The following is a 14,570-nucleotide window of genomic DNA, read 5'->3' as shown; positions in this document are numbered from 1 at the left end:
ACCACGTCCCTTGGTGATGGCCATCCGCACGCACCGAAGGATTGTCACGCACATGACTGGTACACCGTTCACCGCAACCACTCTGGGCTCGGCCCGCATCGGACCGAATCGGCAGCTCAAACGCGCCGTCGAATCGTACTGGGCCGGTCGCACCGACCAGGCCCAGCTGCAGGCTCTCGCCGCCGACCTGCGCCTCGCCGGCCTGCGGGAACTACACGCCGCCGGGCTCGACTCGATCCCGGTCAACACGTTCTCGTTCTACGATCAGATGCTCGACACCGCAGTCCTTCTCGGCGCACTACCGCCACGGGTCGCCGACATCGCCGACGACCTCGACCGGTACTTCGCCGCGGCGCGGGGCACCGGCAAGGTCGCCCCGTTGGAGATGACGAAGTGGTTCGACACCAACTATCACTACCTCGTCCCGGAGATCTCGTCCTCGACCACGTTCTCGTTGCACCCGGACAAGGTGCTCGGTGAACTGAGCGAGGCTCTGGCACTGGGGGTCCCGGCGCGGCCGGTGGTCATCGGCCCGATCACGTTCCTGCTGCTGAGCAAGGGCGTCGACGGCACCGCGCCGATCGAACGACTCGACGAGCTGCTCCCGCTGTACCGCGAACTGCTGTCGTCGCTGCGTGACGCCGGCGCGGACTGGGTGCAGATCGACGAACCCGCACTGGTCACCGACCTGCACGACGACCCGGCCGGCCTCGTCACACGGGTCTACGGAGAACTGGCCCGCGGGACCGACCGGCCGGCGATCCTCGTCGCGAGCTACTTCGGCGATCTCCGGGAGGTGTTGCCGGCGCTAGCGGCCACCGACATCGAGGGAATCGCGGTCGATCTGGTGCGGGGCACCGCCGACCCGGTGGTCTCGGTACCGGCGTTGACCTCGAAGCTGCTGGTGGCGGGAATCGTCAACGGCCGCAACATCTGGCGCAACGACCTGTCGGCGTCGCTCGCGACCCTGGCGACGCTGTTGGGCTCGGCCGCGTCGGTGGCGGTGTCGACGTCGTGCTCGACGCTGCACGTGCCGTACTCCCTCGACAGGGAGTCCGGGCTCGACGACACCCTCCGCAGTTGGCTGGCGTTCGGCGCCGAGAAGGTCGCCGAGGTGGTCACCCTGGCCACCGCGCTGCGGGATGGACGCGACTCGGTTGGCGAGGCCCTGGACACCTGCGCGCGGGCACTGGCGGCCCGCCGTTCGGATCCACGTGTCCACGACGACGGCATCCGCGAGCGCGTCGCGGCCGCGGTCGAGGCAGGTGTCGCCCGCGGGCCGGCAGCGCAACGGCGTGCCGCCCAGGACGAACGGCTCGGTCTACCTGCCGTGCCCACCACCACGATCGGGTCGTATCCGCAGACATCGGAGATCCGGCGGGTGCGAGCGGCTCTGCGCGCGAACGAGATCGGTGTGGACGAGTACGAACAACGCATGCGCGGGGAGGTGGCGAGCGTCATCGCGCTGCAGGAGGACCTCGGGCTCGACGTGCTGGTACACGGCGAGCCCGAACGCAACGACATGGTGCAGTACTTCGCCGAACAGCTCGACGGGTTCTTCGCCACCGAGAACGGGTGGGTGCAGTCGTACGGGACGCGCTGCGTGCGGCCGCCGATCCTCTACGGCGACGTCCGCAGGCGGCATCCGATGACGGTGACGTGGATCGACTACGCGCAGTCGCTCACCGATCGACCGGTGAAGGGCATGCTGACCGGTCCGGTCACCATCCTCGCGTGGTCGTTCGTCCGCGACGATCAGCCGTTGTGGGACAGTGCGAATCAGATCGCGTCGGCGATCCGTGACGAGACCGTCGACCTCGAGGCGGCGGGTGTCGGGATCATCCAGGTCGACGAGCCGGCGCTGCGGGAGCTGTTGCCGCTGCGCGCGGAGGATCAACCGGCGTACCTGCGCTGGGCGGTCGACGCGTTCCGGCTGTCGACGGCGGGCGTGGCCGATGCGACGCAGATCCACACCCATCTCTGCTATTCGGAGTTCGGTGCGGTGATCGGTGCGATCGCCGATCTCGACGCCGACGTCACCTCCATCGAAGCCGCGCGGTCGCACATGGAGGTGCTCGACGACCTCAACGCCATCGGGTACGCGAACAGCGTGGGGCCGGGTGTCTACGACATCCACTCGCCTCGTGTTCCCGAGGTCGGCGAGATCGTGGCGTCATTGCGCGCTGCATTGGACGCGGTTCCTGCGCAGCGGCTCTGGATCAACCCGGACTGCGGGCTGAAGACTCGCTCGACCGACGAGGTGGAGGCGTCACTACGCAATCTGGTGACCGCGGCGCACATCGTGCGCGCCGAGTTGTGACCAAGTGAGGTGGTCGGGTGGGATCGGGGGTCTCGATCCCACCCGACCTGCCCACGCCCGGGGGGAGGCGGGGCACGCCTGGGGGTCGGTGTGTCAGCGGGGAGGGCGCAGTACCTCGACGCTGAAGGAGTAGTTGTTCAGTGGCTGTGGGTCTCGACCGTTGGCGTACACCGCGGAGGCGACGATCCCGGTGAAGGGGGTCGAGCCGATCGTGCCGACGCGCTGCCGCACCGACTTCCCCGGGTCGATGCCGTCGATCAGCTCGGTGCCGCCGAACCTGTTCGGGAAGGAGTTGATATACGCGACGATCCCGGTGGCCCGGGCGGTACCCACGTTGCTGATCACGACCGAGATCTCGCCGCGCGTCGCCGGATCGGTCGACACCTGCGGGCGCGAGATCGTGACGTCGGGTGCGCCGGTCAGTTCGGGAGACGCCTCCGGTGCCGCGCCGGCGCCCGGGGCCGCAGCCACCGACAGCGCAGCGGCCGCCGCTGCGGCGAGCGCGATGCGTCGTGTTCTCATCGACCTACCTCCTGGTGGAACGTGTGCGTACCAACTGGCTATCAACATGCTTTGCGCCGCGAAGGATGTCCAGTCCCCGATACGCAATCGCAACCTTTCGCACGTTCGTGCGGTCGTAGGGTTGCTGCCATGACCAGCAGAATCGACGTCATCGCCATCGATTGTCACGACATCCGACTCGTGGCCGACTTCTGGACCGCGGTCCTCGGATGGGAGGTCACCGACATCGACGGCGACGACTACCTCAGCATCGGTCCGGCCGACGGATCCACGCCCACCATCGACTTCCTCCGCGTCCCCGAGGCCAAGACGATCAAGAACCGTCTCCATCTCGATCTGCGCGCCGACGGGGTCACCACCGCCGACGAGATCGCCCGGGTGGAGTCGCTCGGTGCCACACGCGTCGACATCGGCCAGGACCCCTCAGTCACCTGGACCGTGCTCGCCGATCCCGAGGGCAACGAGTTCTGCATCCTCGGCCGCACCTGGCAGGAAACCAAACAGCCGTAGCAGTATGTCTCGCTGAGCGAGACGAACTGCTACGGCTGCAACGGTTCTGCGGCTGGTTACAGGGCCTTGAGCTCCTCGATGACCTCGCCGACCGACTTCTTGGCGTCGCCGAAGAGCATGGAGGTCCCCGCTGCACCGAACAGCGGGTTCTCGATGCCGGCGTAGCCCGACGACATCGACCGCTTGAGCACGATCACCGATCGCGCCTCGTCGACGTTGAGGATGGGCATGCCGTGAATCGGCGAGCTCGGGTCGTTGCGGGCCGCGGGGTTGGTGACGTCGTTGGCGCCGATGACGATGGCGACGTCGGTACGGCTGAACTCGCCGTTGATGTCGTCCATCTCCTTCATCGCGTCGTATTCGACGTCGGCCTCGGCCAGCAGCACGTTCATGTGCCCGGGCATGCGACCGGCGACCGGGTGGATCGCGTACTTGACCTCGACCCCCTTGGCCTCGAGCAGCGTCGCCATCTCCTTCACCGCGTGCTGCGCCTGTGCGACCGCGAGGCCGTAACCCGGGACGACGATGACCTGGTTGGCGTACGCCATCTGGATCGCGGCGTCAGCGGCGGAGGTGGCCTTCACGGTGCCGCCGTCGCCGGCGGGACCCGCTGCGGCGCCATCGGAGCCACCACCGAACGAACCGAAGACGATCGCGGGGATCGACCGGTTCATGGCCTTGGCCATCAGGTTGGTGAGGATGGAGCCCGACGCGCCGACGATCATGCCGGCGACGATGAGTGCGGTGTTGTCGAGCGCGATACCCGCTGCGGCAGCCGACAACCCGGTCATGGCGTTGAGCAGCGAGATGACGACGGGCATGTCCGCACCGCCGATGGGCAGCACCACGAACAGGCCCATCACACCGGCTGCGATGAGCAGGCCGACGATCCACCACACGCTGGCTCCGCCACCGCTGGTGGCCTGCACGCCGAGGTAGACCGCCACGGCGATCGATCCGACGAGCAGGATGATGTTGGCGAGCTGGAACAGCTTGGCGTTGCCGACGAAGACCTTCTCGATGCCCTTCGGCAGGATCTCCTGCAGCTTCGAGAAGGCGATCAGCGAACCCCAGAACGAGATCGAGCCGATGATGGCCGCGATCAACGACCCGACGACCAGCGGCGAGGCGGGCTCGGTGCCGCCGAACTCGGAGAAGCCCGAGGTCTCGATGAACTCCGACCACGCGATGAGCGCCACCGTGCCGCCACCGACACCGTTGAACAGCGCGACGAGCTGAGGCATCGCCGTCATCTTGGTCTTCAGCGCCGGCGGGATACCCAGTGCGACACCGATGATGAGACCGGCGGCGATGAGGATCCAGTTGATGGTCGGGACCTCGACGCGGCCGGGTCCCTCGTCTGCGCGGGCGCCCTCGTTCCAGACGTAGAGCAGGGTCGCGGCGACCGCGATCCCCATGCCGATGGCGGCGATCCAGTTGCCGCGCACCGCGGTCTTCGGTCCGGTCAGGCCGGACAGGCCGTAGATGAAGAGCCCGAAGGCGAGGATGTACAGCGCGGTGACGGCGTAGGAGACGCCCTGATTCGGCACGTGACCGCCGACGAGAACGAAGAAATCGTTGGTCACTTCTCGACCTCCTTCTTGCCCTTGAACATCCCGAGCATGCGGTCGGTGACGGCGAAGCCGCCGATGACGTTGAGCGTGCCGAACACCAACGCGACGAAGGCGATGATCCGCACGCCCCAGTTCGCGTCGGCGGGAAGGGCGCCGAGCACGACGAGCGCGCCGAGCACCACGATGCCGTGGATGGCGTTCGTGCCCGACATCAGCGGGGTGTGCAGGGTGTTGGGCACCTTCGAGATGACGGCGAAGCCCACGAATCCGGCGAGCACCAGGATCGCGAGGTTGGCCAGGAGTCCGGTGTACATCAGGCGTCGCCTGCCTCTCGGGTCACGCACGACTTCGCGAGCACCTCATCGGAGAAATCCGGTGCTATCGAGCCGTTCTCGTCGAGCATCAGCTCGATGAGGGCGAGGAGATTCTTGGAGTAGAGCTCGCTGGCATGCTCGGGCATGCCGGCGGGGAGGTTGAGCGGCGAACAGATCGTCACGCCGTGCTTGACGACGTTCTCGCCGGGCTCGGTGAGTTCACAGTTGCCGCCGGTCTCGCCGGCGAGGTCGACGATCACGCTGCCGGGCTTCATGCCCTCGACCGCGGCGGCGGTCACGAGGCGCGGGGCGGGACGTCCGGGCACGAGCGCGGTGGTGATGACCACGTCGAAACCCTTGATGGCATCCTCGAGGGCCTTCTGCTGCTGGGCGCGCTCGTCCTCGGTGAGCTCGCGCGCGTAGCCGCCCTCACCGGCGGCGTCGATACCGAGGTCGAGCCACTGTGCGCCGACCGACTTCACCTGATCGGCGACCTCGGGCCGCACGTCGTACCCGGTGGTGCGGGCGCCGAGGCGCTTGGCGGTGGCGAGCGCCTGCAGGCCCGCCACACCGACGCCGAGGATCAGCGCGGTCGCCGGCTTCACCGTGCCGGCCGCTGTGGTCAGCATCGGGAAGTAGCGGGTGGACTGTTCGGCGGCGAGCAGCACCGCCTTGTAGCCGGAGACGTTGCCCTGCGAGCTCAGCGCATCCATGGCCTGCGCCCGCGAGATGCGCGGGATGGCCTCCACGGCGAAGGCCTGTACCCCGGCCGACTTCAACGCGCCGATCTGATTCGTCTGGTTGCGCGGCGCGAGGAACCCGATGAGGGTCTGACCCGAGCGCATCTTCGCGACCTCGTCGTCGGTCGGGGCGACGACCTTGACGACCAGATCCGCCGACCACGGGTCACCGATGGTGGCCCCGGCGTCGGTGTAGAGCGAGTCGGGGATGAGAGCACCCAGGCCCGCCCCCGATTCGACGATCACGTCGACCTTCTTGTTCACCAACGACGCGACGACCTTGGGTACCAGCGCGACGCGCCGTTCCCCCTCTGCGATCTCGCGCACGACACCGACGCTCATATACCCACCTGTCTCACACTGCTGCACACGTGTTCACGACAGCGTCACGACGACACCGCGTGAGGCCGCGTCCGAGGGGTCACCGACGCTGGCACTTCGAAGGGCAAACGGTCACGATCGGCGACCGAAGGTTGAACGAAACATAGCACCGGACATCGCGGGGCGAGGTGCCCACCCGAGGGCCGCCAGATGACGACTGTCAGCGGAAACAGTCGCACGGACGAAACGTGTCAGATGGAGACAGCGGCGAGGACGTCACCGGTCGGCTGCGGTGATCCGCCGCGGGGCTCCATGGTCATGCCGACCGTCCGCGATCGGTCCAGTCCGTGGACGATCACCGGGGTCGAGGCCGACGCATCGGTGATCAGGCCGGCCGACTTCGGCGCGTGCGCGTTCCCGATGAGCCACAGCTGATAAGTCTGCGCGTTCGCGGGCACCGGTGCACTGTCGAGCAACACCACGGCGGTGTCCATCGACCGCGACGAGGCGACCACGACGGTCCCGGGCATGCCGGTCAGCTGTGTGCGGTGCATCTCGGCATCCTGCGCACTCATCACCGAACGGAGTTGCTCGAGTTCGGCCGAACCCGCCGCGACGGCCGGGGTGGACGGCTCCGGGGTCGACACCGACGACCGTCCGATGACGACACCGCCGATCACGAGCAGCAGTGCCGCGGCGGCCGACGCCACCGACATGGCGAGCCGACGTCGCCGGGTGCGCCGTGCGGCCAGCTCGTCACCGTGGGACGGGCCGTCGGTGTGCGGCGACTCGTCGACGGAGAGGGCAGGGATGTCCTGCGAGACCGGGCCGGAGGTGTCCGCCGGCAACGATCGCAGCGGCCGGACCGCTCCGAGACGATCCGCGGCGACGGCGTCGAGCAGCGACCGGCGCACCGCCGACGGCGGGACGACGGTGTGTTCGGCGGCCATGCGTGCGATGGCGTCGTGCGTGCGACGGATCTCGGTGACCGCGGCGACGCGACGTTCGGGGTCGACCGCCTGCAACGCGGCCTCAAACGACGCGCGCTCGGATCGATCGAGCGCGTCGATGGCGTAGAGCTCGAGCAGGTCGTCGACGAGCTCGCGAGGATCTCGGTCAGGCCTCATCGTTGGACTCCAGGCAGGACTTGAGTCGACGCAGCCCGTCCCGGATGCGCGATTTCACGGTGGGCAACGCCGCCCCGAGCTTCTCCGCCACCTGCGGGTAGCTCAGCCCGCCGTAGTACGAGAGCTCGATGCTCTCCCGCTGGGTGTCGGTGAGGGTGCCCAGGCACGCGATGACCGCGCGCCGGTCCTCGCGGGTGACCACCGATTCGACGACCTCGTCGACCTCGGTCATCGCGTTCGAGACCGTGTATTGCGTCCCACGCCGCGACGACGCCTCTTCCGAGCGGACGCGATCGACCGCTCGACGGTGCCCGATCGTCAGCATCCACGACACGACCGACCCCATGTCCGGTCGATAGTTCGAGGCGTTCTGCCATACCTGCAGGTAGACCTCCTGCAGCGTCTCCTCGGCGTAGCCGGGATCGCGCAGCACCCGCAGGATGAGGCCGTAGATTCGTGGACTGGTCGCGTCGTAGAGCGCCGCGAAGGCAGCCCGGTCGCGCGCAGCCGTCCTCTCCAACAGGTCTGCCAGTTCCGGCAGACGCGCGAGAGAACGGTCGGTCACAGGACCGACAGTAGCTTGTCTGATTCATCGCCCTACGCAATCGTGAGGACACGGTTGTGCCAGCCTGTGGCGCCACCCGGGATCGGGGGCGTGCGTTCCTCGGTCTGCAACTGACCGGTCTTGTCGGTGGCCCTGCAGTAGACGGTGTGCTGGCCAGGTGTGGCCTGCCACCGGTACGACCACTGCCGCCAGGTGTCGTTCGAGTACTCCTCGGTGAGATCTGCGGGTTCCCACGGTCCGTTGTCGATCCGCACCTCGACCTTCGAGATACCGCGATGCTGCGCCCAGGCCGTGCCCGCCAGGATGACCTCGCCGGCGGGGGAGTTCGAGAAGGGCTCGGGCCGGTCGATGCGCGACGCGGTCTTGATCGGCCCCTGCGCACCCCAGCCGCGCTTGGTCCAGTACGCCTCGGCCTTGTCGAACCGGGTGATCTCCCAGTCGACGACCCACTTGCAGGCGGAGACGAAGCCGTAGAGGCCCGGCACCACCTGGCGGACGGGGTATCCGTGTTCGAGAGGAAGGGGCTGCCCGTTCATGGCGACGGCGAGGATCGCATCGCGTCCGTCGGTGAGCGCCGAGATCGGGGACCCGGAGGTCCAGCCGTCGACGCTGGTGGAGAACAGCATGTCGGCGTCGCTCTTCACCCCGACGCGCTCGAGGATCGACTTGATCGGGTAGCCGATCCAGGTGGCGTTGCCGGCGAGGATGCCACCGACCTGGTTGGACACACAGGTGAGGGTGATGACCTTCTCCTCTGCCTGCATCCCCATCAGGTCTTCCCACGTGAGGGTCATCTCGTTCTCGACCATGCCGTGGATGCGCAGTTGCCAGTCCGCGGTCTTGAGGTTCGGGACCTGCAGCGCGGTGTCGATGCGATAGAAGTCGGAGTTCGAGGTCACGAACGGTGTCGCGCCGGGGACCTTCAGATCTGCGCCCGCGGGGATCGGCGCGGCCTTGCTGACCGGTGTCGGCAGCTTCAGCTTGCGGCGTTCGGCGATGGCGTCGCCGGCCTCGGCGATCTTCTTGCCCGCGAAGGCAACCGCTCCGGCGACCACGGCCACCGTCACCGCCGAGGAGAAGAAGAGCCGACGCGAGAGGCCGTTCTGTTCCGGTGCTGCGGCGTTGGTCCGGCCGAAGAAGCCGAGCAGTGCGCGGAGAACGATGATGCCGACGACCGCCGCGACGATCGACGGGATCGAGTAGCTCGCGTCGGCGGTGGGCCGGGCCATGGCGGCGAACACACCGAAGGCACCGAACAGCACGATGAGCACCGAGCCGATCGGACGGGTACGACGTTCGACGAGACCGGCGACCACGGCGAGCACCGCGATGCCCACGGCCATGCCGGTCAGCAGCGCGATCTTGTCGCTGGTGCCGAACTGCCGGATCGCGAATTCGCGCACCGGAGCCGGTGCGTTGTCGACCAGGTAGGAGCCGACCGCGAAGTAGGGAGAGGCGTAGGACGAGACCGCGACGGAGACGATCTCCCCGGCCGCCAGTGCGGACCCGACGGCCACGAGACCGGCCAGGGCGCCGCGGGCGGTCTTCTCGATTCGCATGATGGCCTCTCGGTGGAATACGTGGTGGAACATGGCGGCACCGCACCGGAAGGAAGTCGTGCCCTACCCGGCGAAATGCATGTGTCAAAGGTTCATCAAGCTATTCGTCGCCGACCATGAAACGGATGCCTGACGACCTCGACGTATTTCCGGGGCCGTTACCGCACCGTGATGCTTCAGATGCGTATTGACGGATTCGAGACAGAAAGTTTCGGTCATGACCCATCTGCCCGGCCGTAAGGTCCGAATGGCAAGTGACCGACAACACCAAAAGATTGGATAGGCAATGGCCCTCAAGAGGACCCAACGATTCGCCGTAGCAGTTGCAAGCCTGGGTATGGCAGTCGGCCTCGTCGCCGGTTGCTCCAGCGACGACAGCTCCGACTCCGCATCGTCCAGCACCGCCGCCACCTCGACCGCCGCGTCGTCGGCCGCCGAGAGCTCCGCCGCCAGCGCCGATCCGGCCGCTGACCTCGTCGGCTCGGGCTGCGCCTCCTACGCCGAGGCCAACGCCAGTGGCCCCGGCTCGGTCGGTGGCATGGCTTTGGACCCGGTTGCGACCGCAGCCTCGAACAACCCGCTGCTGAAGACCCTGACCCAGGCCGTCTCCGGACAGCTGAACCCCAAGGTCAACCTGGTCGACACCCTCAACAGCAGCCAGTTCACCGTCTTCGCGCCGGTCGACGATGCGTTCGCCAAGATCCCGGCGGCCACCATCGACACCCTGAAGACCGATGACGCCCTGCTGACCAAGATCCTGACCTACCACGTGATCCCGGGTCAGCTCTCGCCGTCGCAGATCGCCGGCACCCACAAGACCGTCGAGGGCCAGGACGTCACCGTCTCGGGCTCGGGCAACGACCTCAAGGTCGGCGCCGGTAACGCGTCGGTCATCTGTGGTGGCGTCAAGACCGCCAACGCGACCGTGTACCTCATCGACTCGGTGCTCATGCCCCCGGCCTGATCACTTGATCACTGATGTACCAGCTGTGAACTGACGTATCGGACCTCCGGGGCCGGTACGTCACCCACGGACAACGGACCGAAGCCATCTGCCCCTTGGCTTCGGTCCGTTGTCGTGTGTCCAGCCCATCGACCGTGCACTTATCGCCGTCGAGCGGGCAGTTGTTCGCTTCGATCGTGCGCCGTGCGACGCCGAGCGTCAGGCCTGACCGGCTGCGTGGCGGCCCGCGCGACGACCGAAGTAGGAGCCCTCGCCGAGCTGGGTTCCGCTGGCGTACCCCTTGCCGTCCTGGGCGATGTTGGCCGCGCCCGCGCCCGCCGCGTAGAGCCCCACGATCGGCGCGCCTGCCGCGGTGAGGACCTCGCCGTCGACGCTCGTCGCCAACCCGCCCATCGTGAAGCCGGCGTAGAGCGCCTTGCCCAGACTCAGATCGAATGCCGCCCAGGGGCCCTCGGTCTGCGGCGCCAACCACTCGGGGCGCTTGTGGAAATCGGGGTCCTCGCCATCGGCGGCGTGGGCGTTGTACCGCTCCATCGTCGCGACCAGACGACCGGCCGGGATCTTCAGGGCGGCCTCCATCTCCTCGATGGTCTCCCAGCCGTCGATGAACGAGATCAGCGGGAACGCAGGCCGTTCCATGTGTGCCTCGTCGACGATCAGGTAGGCCACGGCACCGGGCTGTTCCATCACGAAACCCGATGTGCGCGAATGGTAGGAGTCCTCGGCGACGAAGCGATCACCGTCGGCGTTGACGATGAGTCCGGTGATGAGCACCGAGGGTGGGTAGACCGGCGCGGTCACGAACGTCTGGTCCATGTGCTTGAGCGCCGCGCCGACCGACGCACCGAGACGGATGCCGAGCCCGTCGTCGAAGGTGTTGCCGAGTGTGTACGGCTTCTCCGACAGCGACGGCACGAACTCGTCGACCATCGACTCGTTCATGACGAACCCGCCGGCGGCGATCACCACGCTGCGCGCCCGGATCGCCCCGGTCTCGCCGAGCCGCTTCCACCCCACGCCCACCACGGCGCCGGCGTCGTCGACCACGAGGTGTCGTGCGCCGGTGTCGTAGCGGATCTCGACGTCGAGATCGGCGAGGCGCTTCACGAGGAGGTCGATCACCATCCCGGCGCCCCCGGTGTCACCGGGGACGGGCACCTTGTGGCCGCGCGGCGCGGGGATGGCGAGATCGCAGAACGGCCACACCTTCTCGTTGCCGGTGAACATGAGGCCCTCGGTGCCGGGCTGGATGACGGCCTTCTTGTCGTAGAAGCTGCGCTCGAAATGGAAGCCGAGCGCCTCGAGCCAGTCGAAGTGCTCGACGCTGTCGCGGCAATAGGCGTGGATCTTGTCGGGCTCGGGATCGCGGCTGACCGCGGTGATGTACTTCTCCATCTCCTCGGCCGAGTCGGCGTGACCCGTCGCCTGCTGCACCGCGGTCCCGCCACCGAGATAGAAGTGGCCACCCGCCAGCGAGGTGGTGCCGCCGGCGACACCGGCGCGTTCCAGGACGAGGACCGAGGCGCCGGCGGCGGCCGCCTCGACCGCCGCGCAACCACCCGAGATCCCGCACCCGACGACGAGGACGTCGACCTCGTCGGACCAGTCGGTGATGTCGGTGTGACGGATGACCTCGGGGAGTTCGGCGCGCACCGCATGTCCTCTCGCTCGTGACCCGGACGGTTCACCCGTCCGATGCGTCAAGAGTACCGAGATACTAGAACAGGTTCTAGTTTTTCCCGGTGCTCGAGGGGGACGGCCAGTCGAGGTCCATCCAGTCGACGTCGACACGGCTCGCCGCGCGAGCACCCCGCACGTCGCCCAGCGTGGCCGCGAGGACCTCCGCGGTCACCCCGCGCGCCCGGTCGGCGAGTGCGCCGAGGTCGTCGTCGTAGCGGCACATCAGACCGAGTCGCACACCGGTCACCTCACGCTCCTCCGAGGTCAGCGCGACCTCCAGCACCGGCCGCGACACCTGGCGACGGATCTCGATCATGATCACCCGACGCACCACGCGATCGGTGACGACGACCGAGGTGTGGTCGGTCGCCAACTCCGACCGCGAATGCGACAGCCTGCGCGCCGAATCGATGACCTTCGCGGTGAGCCGCTCGACGTCGGACGCCGGCGGATCCAGTTCACGACCCGCGTCGACGATCCACTTCTCGGACCCCTGATCGCTCACGTCCGTGACTGCCATGTGGTCTCCGATGTCGGTGGATCCGGTGTGGTCGGTGGATCTGAGGTGGTCGATGGACCACCCTTCGGGCGCGGGGCGCGGCCGGCCGGAGGATCGGGCCGTCTCGGGGGATCGGCTCGGCGCGCGGGCCGATCGGACACGGCCGGGTCGCGACCGGGTCGCCACGGCTCCATCCGCTCGGCGAGGCGGGCCCTGGTGCGTTGGAGATGACCCCGCACCGAGTTGGGCGTGATGTCGAGGACGCGGGCGATCTCCGGGTGCGACAACCCCTCCATCTCCCGTAGCCACCAGGTGGCGCGCGAGAGATAGGGCAGTTCGGCGAGCTCGCGTTCGAGTGCGTCGCGCAGTGAGGTGCCCATCGCATCGTCGAGAGGGGTCGGCGACGACGACGGGATCGCGGTGAGGAACTCGTCGTCGGCGGCGACCTCGCTGCGACGACGGCGCAGGTCGATGATCTTCCGGTGCGCGATCGAGAACACCCAGGTGCGGAAACTGCTCTGAAAACCGAACCGCGGCAGACCCTTCCACGCGGCCAGCAACGCCTCCTGCACCACGTCCTCGGCGTTGCCGGCGTCGGAGACCATGCGCCGCGCGTACCGCAACAGCATCGGCAGGGTTCGCCGGACCAGTTCGTCGAACGCGGCACGGTCGCCGACTGCGGCCGCCCGCGCGAGGGTCTCGTCGGACTCGTCGGCGATGTCGAGGCCGGAGACCTTCACCGGGACATCGCCCCGGGCGAGATCGTCGAGATCGGGGTCGCTGCGGGCGGGGTCAGGCGGCGCCACGGGATCCTCGGTCTGCACGTCGTGTGCCTCTCGTCGAAAGTGTGGGCCACGTCACGTTTCACCCCGCGTGCAGAACCGGCGCGGCCACCGACTCAACCATTACACCGGATCGCACCCGCGTTCGTGACAGGACGTTCGATCCGACCCGGTGCACGACGTTCGATCCAATCGAGTCCGGTCTGTCGAAAAGACCGCTCTCATGTGTTGACATGAAGGAGTGCAGATGACCACACCATCCACCGCCACGACCTCTTCGGCCGCAGCGAAGGTCTCCCCGAGCAAGGAGGTCTCCGAATCGCACCGTGACCTCGTCGGTGAGCACGGCCGTACCACCATCGCCGATCAGGTCGTCTCGAAGATCGCCGGTATCGCCGCACGCGAGATCGAGGGCGTCTACGACCTCGGCGGCCAGGCCGCCCGCATCGTCGGCCGCGTCCGCGAGGCCATCCCGGTCGGCGGCGGCCAGAGCATCACCCAGGGCATCTCGGTCGAGGTCGGCGAGAAGCAGGCCGCAGTCGATCTGGGCCTCGTCGCCAACTACGGCGTCGCGATCCACGATCTCGCCGCCGCGGTGCGCTCCAACGTCATCAACTCGATCGAGCAGATGACCAGCCTGGAGGTCACCGAGGTCAACATCGCCATCCACGACATCCACTTCGAGGACGACGAGACCACCGGCGAGACCGCGGAGCCCCGGGTCCAGTGAGTTCCGACGCCGAGGTCGCCGACGCGGTGGTCGCCGCCACCACGTCGGTGCCCGGCGTGACCGGCCTGAACTCCGGCCGGTTCGGCGAGGTGGCCACCTACACGGCCGGCCGTCGCATCGTCGGGGTCCGGCTCCAGGAGTTCAGCGGCGAGGTACACATCGAGGTCGATCTGTCGCGCAACGTGATGGACACGGCCGACGCCGTGCGAGCGGCGGCCGAGAAGGCGTCCGGACGGACCATCACGGTCATCGTCGAGGACGTGACGGTCGCCGACCCGCCCCCGGGCGAGATCGCCGATCACGACGCCGTCGTCGGCACGCAGGATCCGCCCGGTCTCGCCGCGGCCGACGGTGATCGCTGAC

At 67.9% G+C, this 14,570-nt stretch carries 15 protein-coding genes; 5 read left to right on the top strand and 10 right to left on the bottom strand.

The annotated features are described in order from the left end of the window. Window positions 1-52 precede the first annotated feature (52 nt). Window positions 53-2,320, top strand: a complete 2,268-nt coding sequence (metE, locus tag ASG12_RS02505; protein ID WP_055784789.1) for a 5-methyltetrahydropteroyltriglutamate--homocysteine S-methyltransferase — start codon at window positions 53-55, stop codon at window positions 2,318-2,320. A gap of 93 nt (window positions 2,321-2,413) precedes the next feature. Here the strand turns inward: metE and ASG12_RS21940 are convergent, their stop codons facing one another. After that, a complete protein-coding gene (locus ASG12_RS21940; protein WP_055784786.1) occupies window positions 2,414-2,842 on the bottom strand; it encodes a hypothetical protein in 429 nt (142 codons plus the stop codon). 129 nt (window positions 2,843-2,971) lie between these two features. Here ASG12_RS21940 and ASG12_RS02495 point away from each other — a divergent pair, with 129 nt between their 5' ends. Beyond that, window positions 2,972-3,352, top strand: coding sequence for a VOC family protein (locus ASG12_RS02495; protein ID WP_055784783.1), 381 nt, complete (start codon window positions 2,972-2,974; stop codon window positions 3,350-3,352). 56 nt (window positions 3,353-3,408) lie between these two features. Here the strand turns inward: ASG12_RS02495 and ASG12_RS02490 are convergent, their stop codons facing one another. The 6 genes from ASG12_RS02490 to ASG12_RS02465 form a co-directional block, all read right to left on the bottom strand. Next, complete coding sequence (locus ASG12_RS02490) at window positions 3,409-4,938, bottom strand: NAD(P)(+) transhydrogenase (Re/Si-specific) subunit beta (protein ID WP_055784781.1); 1,530 nt, start codon at window positions 4,936-4,938, stop codon at window positions 3,409-3,411. Continuing rightward, window positions 4,935-5,240, bottom strand: coding sequence for an NAD(P) transhydrogenase subunit alpha (locus ASG12_RS02485; protein WP_055784778.1), 306 nt, complete (start codon window positions 5,238-5,240; stop codon window positions 4,935-4,937). Before ASG12_RS02485 ends, ASG12_RS02490 begins: the two co-directional genes overlap by 4 nt. After that, complete coding sequence (locus ASG12_RS02480) at window positions 5,240-6,322, bottom strand: Re/Si-specific NAD(P)(+) transhydrogenase subunit alpha (protein ID WP_055784775.1); 1,083 nt, start codon at window positions 6,320-6,322, stop codon at window positions 5,240-5,242. The genes ASG12_RS02485 and ASG12_RS02480 overlap by 1 nt, the downstream gene beginning before the upstream one ends. Before the next feature lie 230 nt (window positions 6,323-6,552). Then, entirely contained in the window at window positions 6,553-7,428 is an 876-nt protein-coding gene (locus ASG12_RS02475; RefSeq protein WP_055784772.1) for an anti-sigma factor, read from the bottom strand. Then, window positions 7,418-7,993, bottom strand: a complete 576-nt coding sequence (gene sigK / locus ASG12_RS02470; protein WP_055784769.1) for an ECF RNA polymerase sigma factor SigK — start codon at window positions 7,991-7,993, stop codon at window positions 7,418-7,420. The genes ASG12_RS02475 and sigK overlap by 11 nt, the downstream gene beginning before the upstream one ends. A gap of 32 nt (window positions 7,994-8,025) precedes the next feature. Beyond that, entirely contained in the window at window positions 8,026-9,552 is a 1,527-nt protein-coding gene (locus tag ASG12_RS02465) for a molybdopterin-dependent oxidoreductase (RefSeq protein ID WP_055787465.1), read from the bottom strand. Between the two features lie 286 nt (window positions 9,553-9,838). Here ASG12_RS02465 and ASG12_RS02460 point away from each other — a divergent pair, with 286 nt between their 5' ends. Then, window positions 9,839-10,516, top strand: coding sequence for a fasciclin domain-containing protein (locus ASG12_RS02460; RefSeq protein ID WP_055784767.1), 678 nt, complete (start codon window positions 9,839-9,841; stop codon window positions 10,514-10,516). 198 nt (window positions 10,517-10,714) lie between these two features. Here ASG12_RS02460 and ASG12_RS02455 read toward each other — a convergent pair whose 3' ends face one another. The 3 genes from ASG12_RS02455 to ASG12_RS02445 all read right to left on the bottom strand — a co-directional run bounded on the left by ASG12_RS02455 (window position 10,715) and on the right by ASG12_RS02445 (window position 13,501). Next, complete coding sequence (locus ASG12_RS02455; protein ID WP_055784764.1) at window positions 10,715-12,169, bottom strand: FAD-binding protein; 1,455 nt, start codon at window positions 12,167-12,169, stop codon at window positions 10,715-10,717. Window positions 12,170-12,245: 76 nt separating this feature from the next. Beyond that, on the bottom strand, window positions 12,246-12,716 hold the full coding sequence (locus ASG12_RS02450; protein ID WP_156377892.1) for a hypothetical protein: 471 nt from the start codon (window positions 12,714-12,716) through the stop codon (window positions 12,246-12,248). Beyond that, window positions 12,698-13,501 carry an RNA polymerase sigma factor gene (locus tag ASG12_RS02445; RefSeq protein ID WP_235455846.1) on the bottom strand — a complete coding sequence of 268 codons (804 nt, stop codon included), beginning with the start codon at window positions 13,499-13,501 and terminating at the stop codon, window positions 12,698-12,700. Before ASG12_RS02445 ends, ASG12_RS02450 begins: the two co-directional genes overlap by 19 nt. A 223-nt stretch (window positions 13,502-13,724) precedes the next feature. Between ASG12_RS02445 and ASG12_RS02440 the strand changes: the two genes are divergently transcribed. Both ASG12_RS02440 and ASG12_RS02435 read left to right on the top strand, forming a co-directional pair. Beyond that, window positions 13,725-14,207 (top strand): Asp23/Gls24 family envelope stress response protein, encoded by a 483-nt coding sequence (locus ASG12_RS02440; protein ID WP_055787464.1) that lies wholly within the window; start codon window positions 13,725-13,727, stop codon window positions 14,205-14,207. Next, window positions 14,204-14,569, top strand: coding sequence for a hypothetical protein (locus ASG12_RS02435; protein ID WP_055784758.1), 366 nt, complete (start codon window positions 14,204-14,206; stop codon window positions 14,567-14,569). Before ASG12_RS02440 ends, ASG12_RS02435 begins: the two co-directional genes overlap by 4 nt. The last annotated feature ends 1 nt before the right edge of the window (window position 14,570 follow it).

Origin of the sequence: Williamsia sp. Leaf354, assembly GCF_001424365.1 — a bacterium.
Taxonomy (GTDB): domain Bacteria; phylum Actinomycetota; class Actinomycetes; order Mycobacteriales; family Mycobacteriaceae; genus Williamsia_A.
This window is presented reverse-complemented; position numbering and strand designations above follow the sequence as displayed.

Excerpts from the sequence above, each read along its gene's own strand:
- ASG12_RS02480 (WP_055784775.1), bottom strand. The coding sequence starts at position 6,322 with ATGAGCGTCGGTGTCGTGCGCGAGATCGCAGAGGGGGAACGGCGCGTC.
- ASG12_RS02465 (WP_055787465.1), bottom strand. The coding sequence starts at position 9,552 with ATGCGAATCGAGAAGACCGCCCGCGGCGCCCTGGCCGGTCTCGTGGCC.
- ASG12_RS02485 (WP_055784778.1), bottom strand. The coding sequence starts at position 5,240 with ATGTACACCGGACTCCTGGCCAACCTCGCGATCCTGGTGCTCGCCGGA.
- metE (WP_055784789.1), top strand. The coding sequence starts at position 53 with ATGACTGGTACACCGTTCACCGCAACCACTCTGGGCTCGGCCCGCATC.
- ASG12_RS02440 (WP_055787464.1), top strand. The coding sequence starts at position 13,725 with ATGACCACACCATCCACCGCCACGACCTCTTCGGCCGCAGCGAAGGTC.
- ASG12_RS02460 (WP_055784767.1), top strand. The coding sequence starts at position 9,839 with ATGGCCCTCAAGAGGACCCAACGATTCGCCGTAGCAGTTGCAAGCCTG.
- ASG12_RS02450 (WP_156377892.1), bottom strand. The coding sequence starts at position 12,716 with ATGGCAGTCACGGACGTGAGCGATCAGGGGTCCGAGAAGTGGATCGTC.
- ASG12_RS02475 (WP_055784772.1), bottom strand. The coding sequence starts at position 7,428 with ATGAGGCCTGACCGAGATCCTCGCGAGCTCGTCGACGACCTGCTCGAG.
- ASG12_RS21940 (WP_055784786.1), bottom strand. The coding sequence starts at position 2,842 with ATGAGAACACGACGCATCGCGCTCGCCGCAGCGGCGGCCGCTGCGCTG.
- ASG12_RS02495 (WP_055784783.1), top strand. The coding sequence starts at position 2,972 with ATGACCAGCAGAATCGACGTCATCGCCATCGATTGTCACGACATCCGA.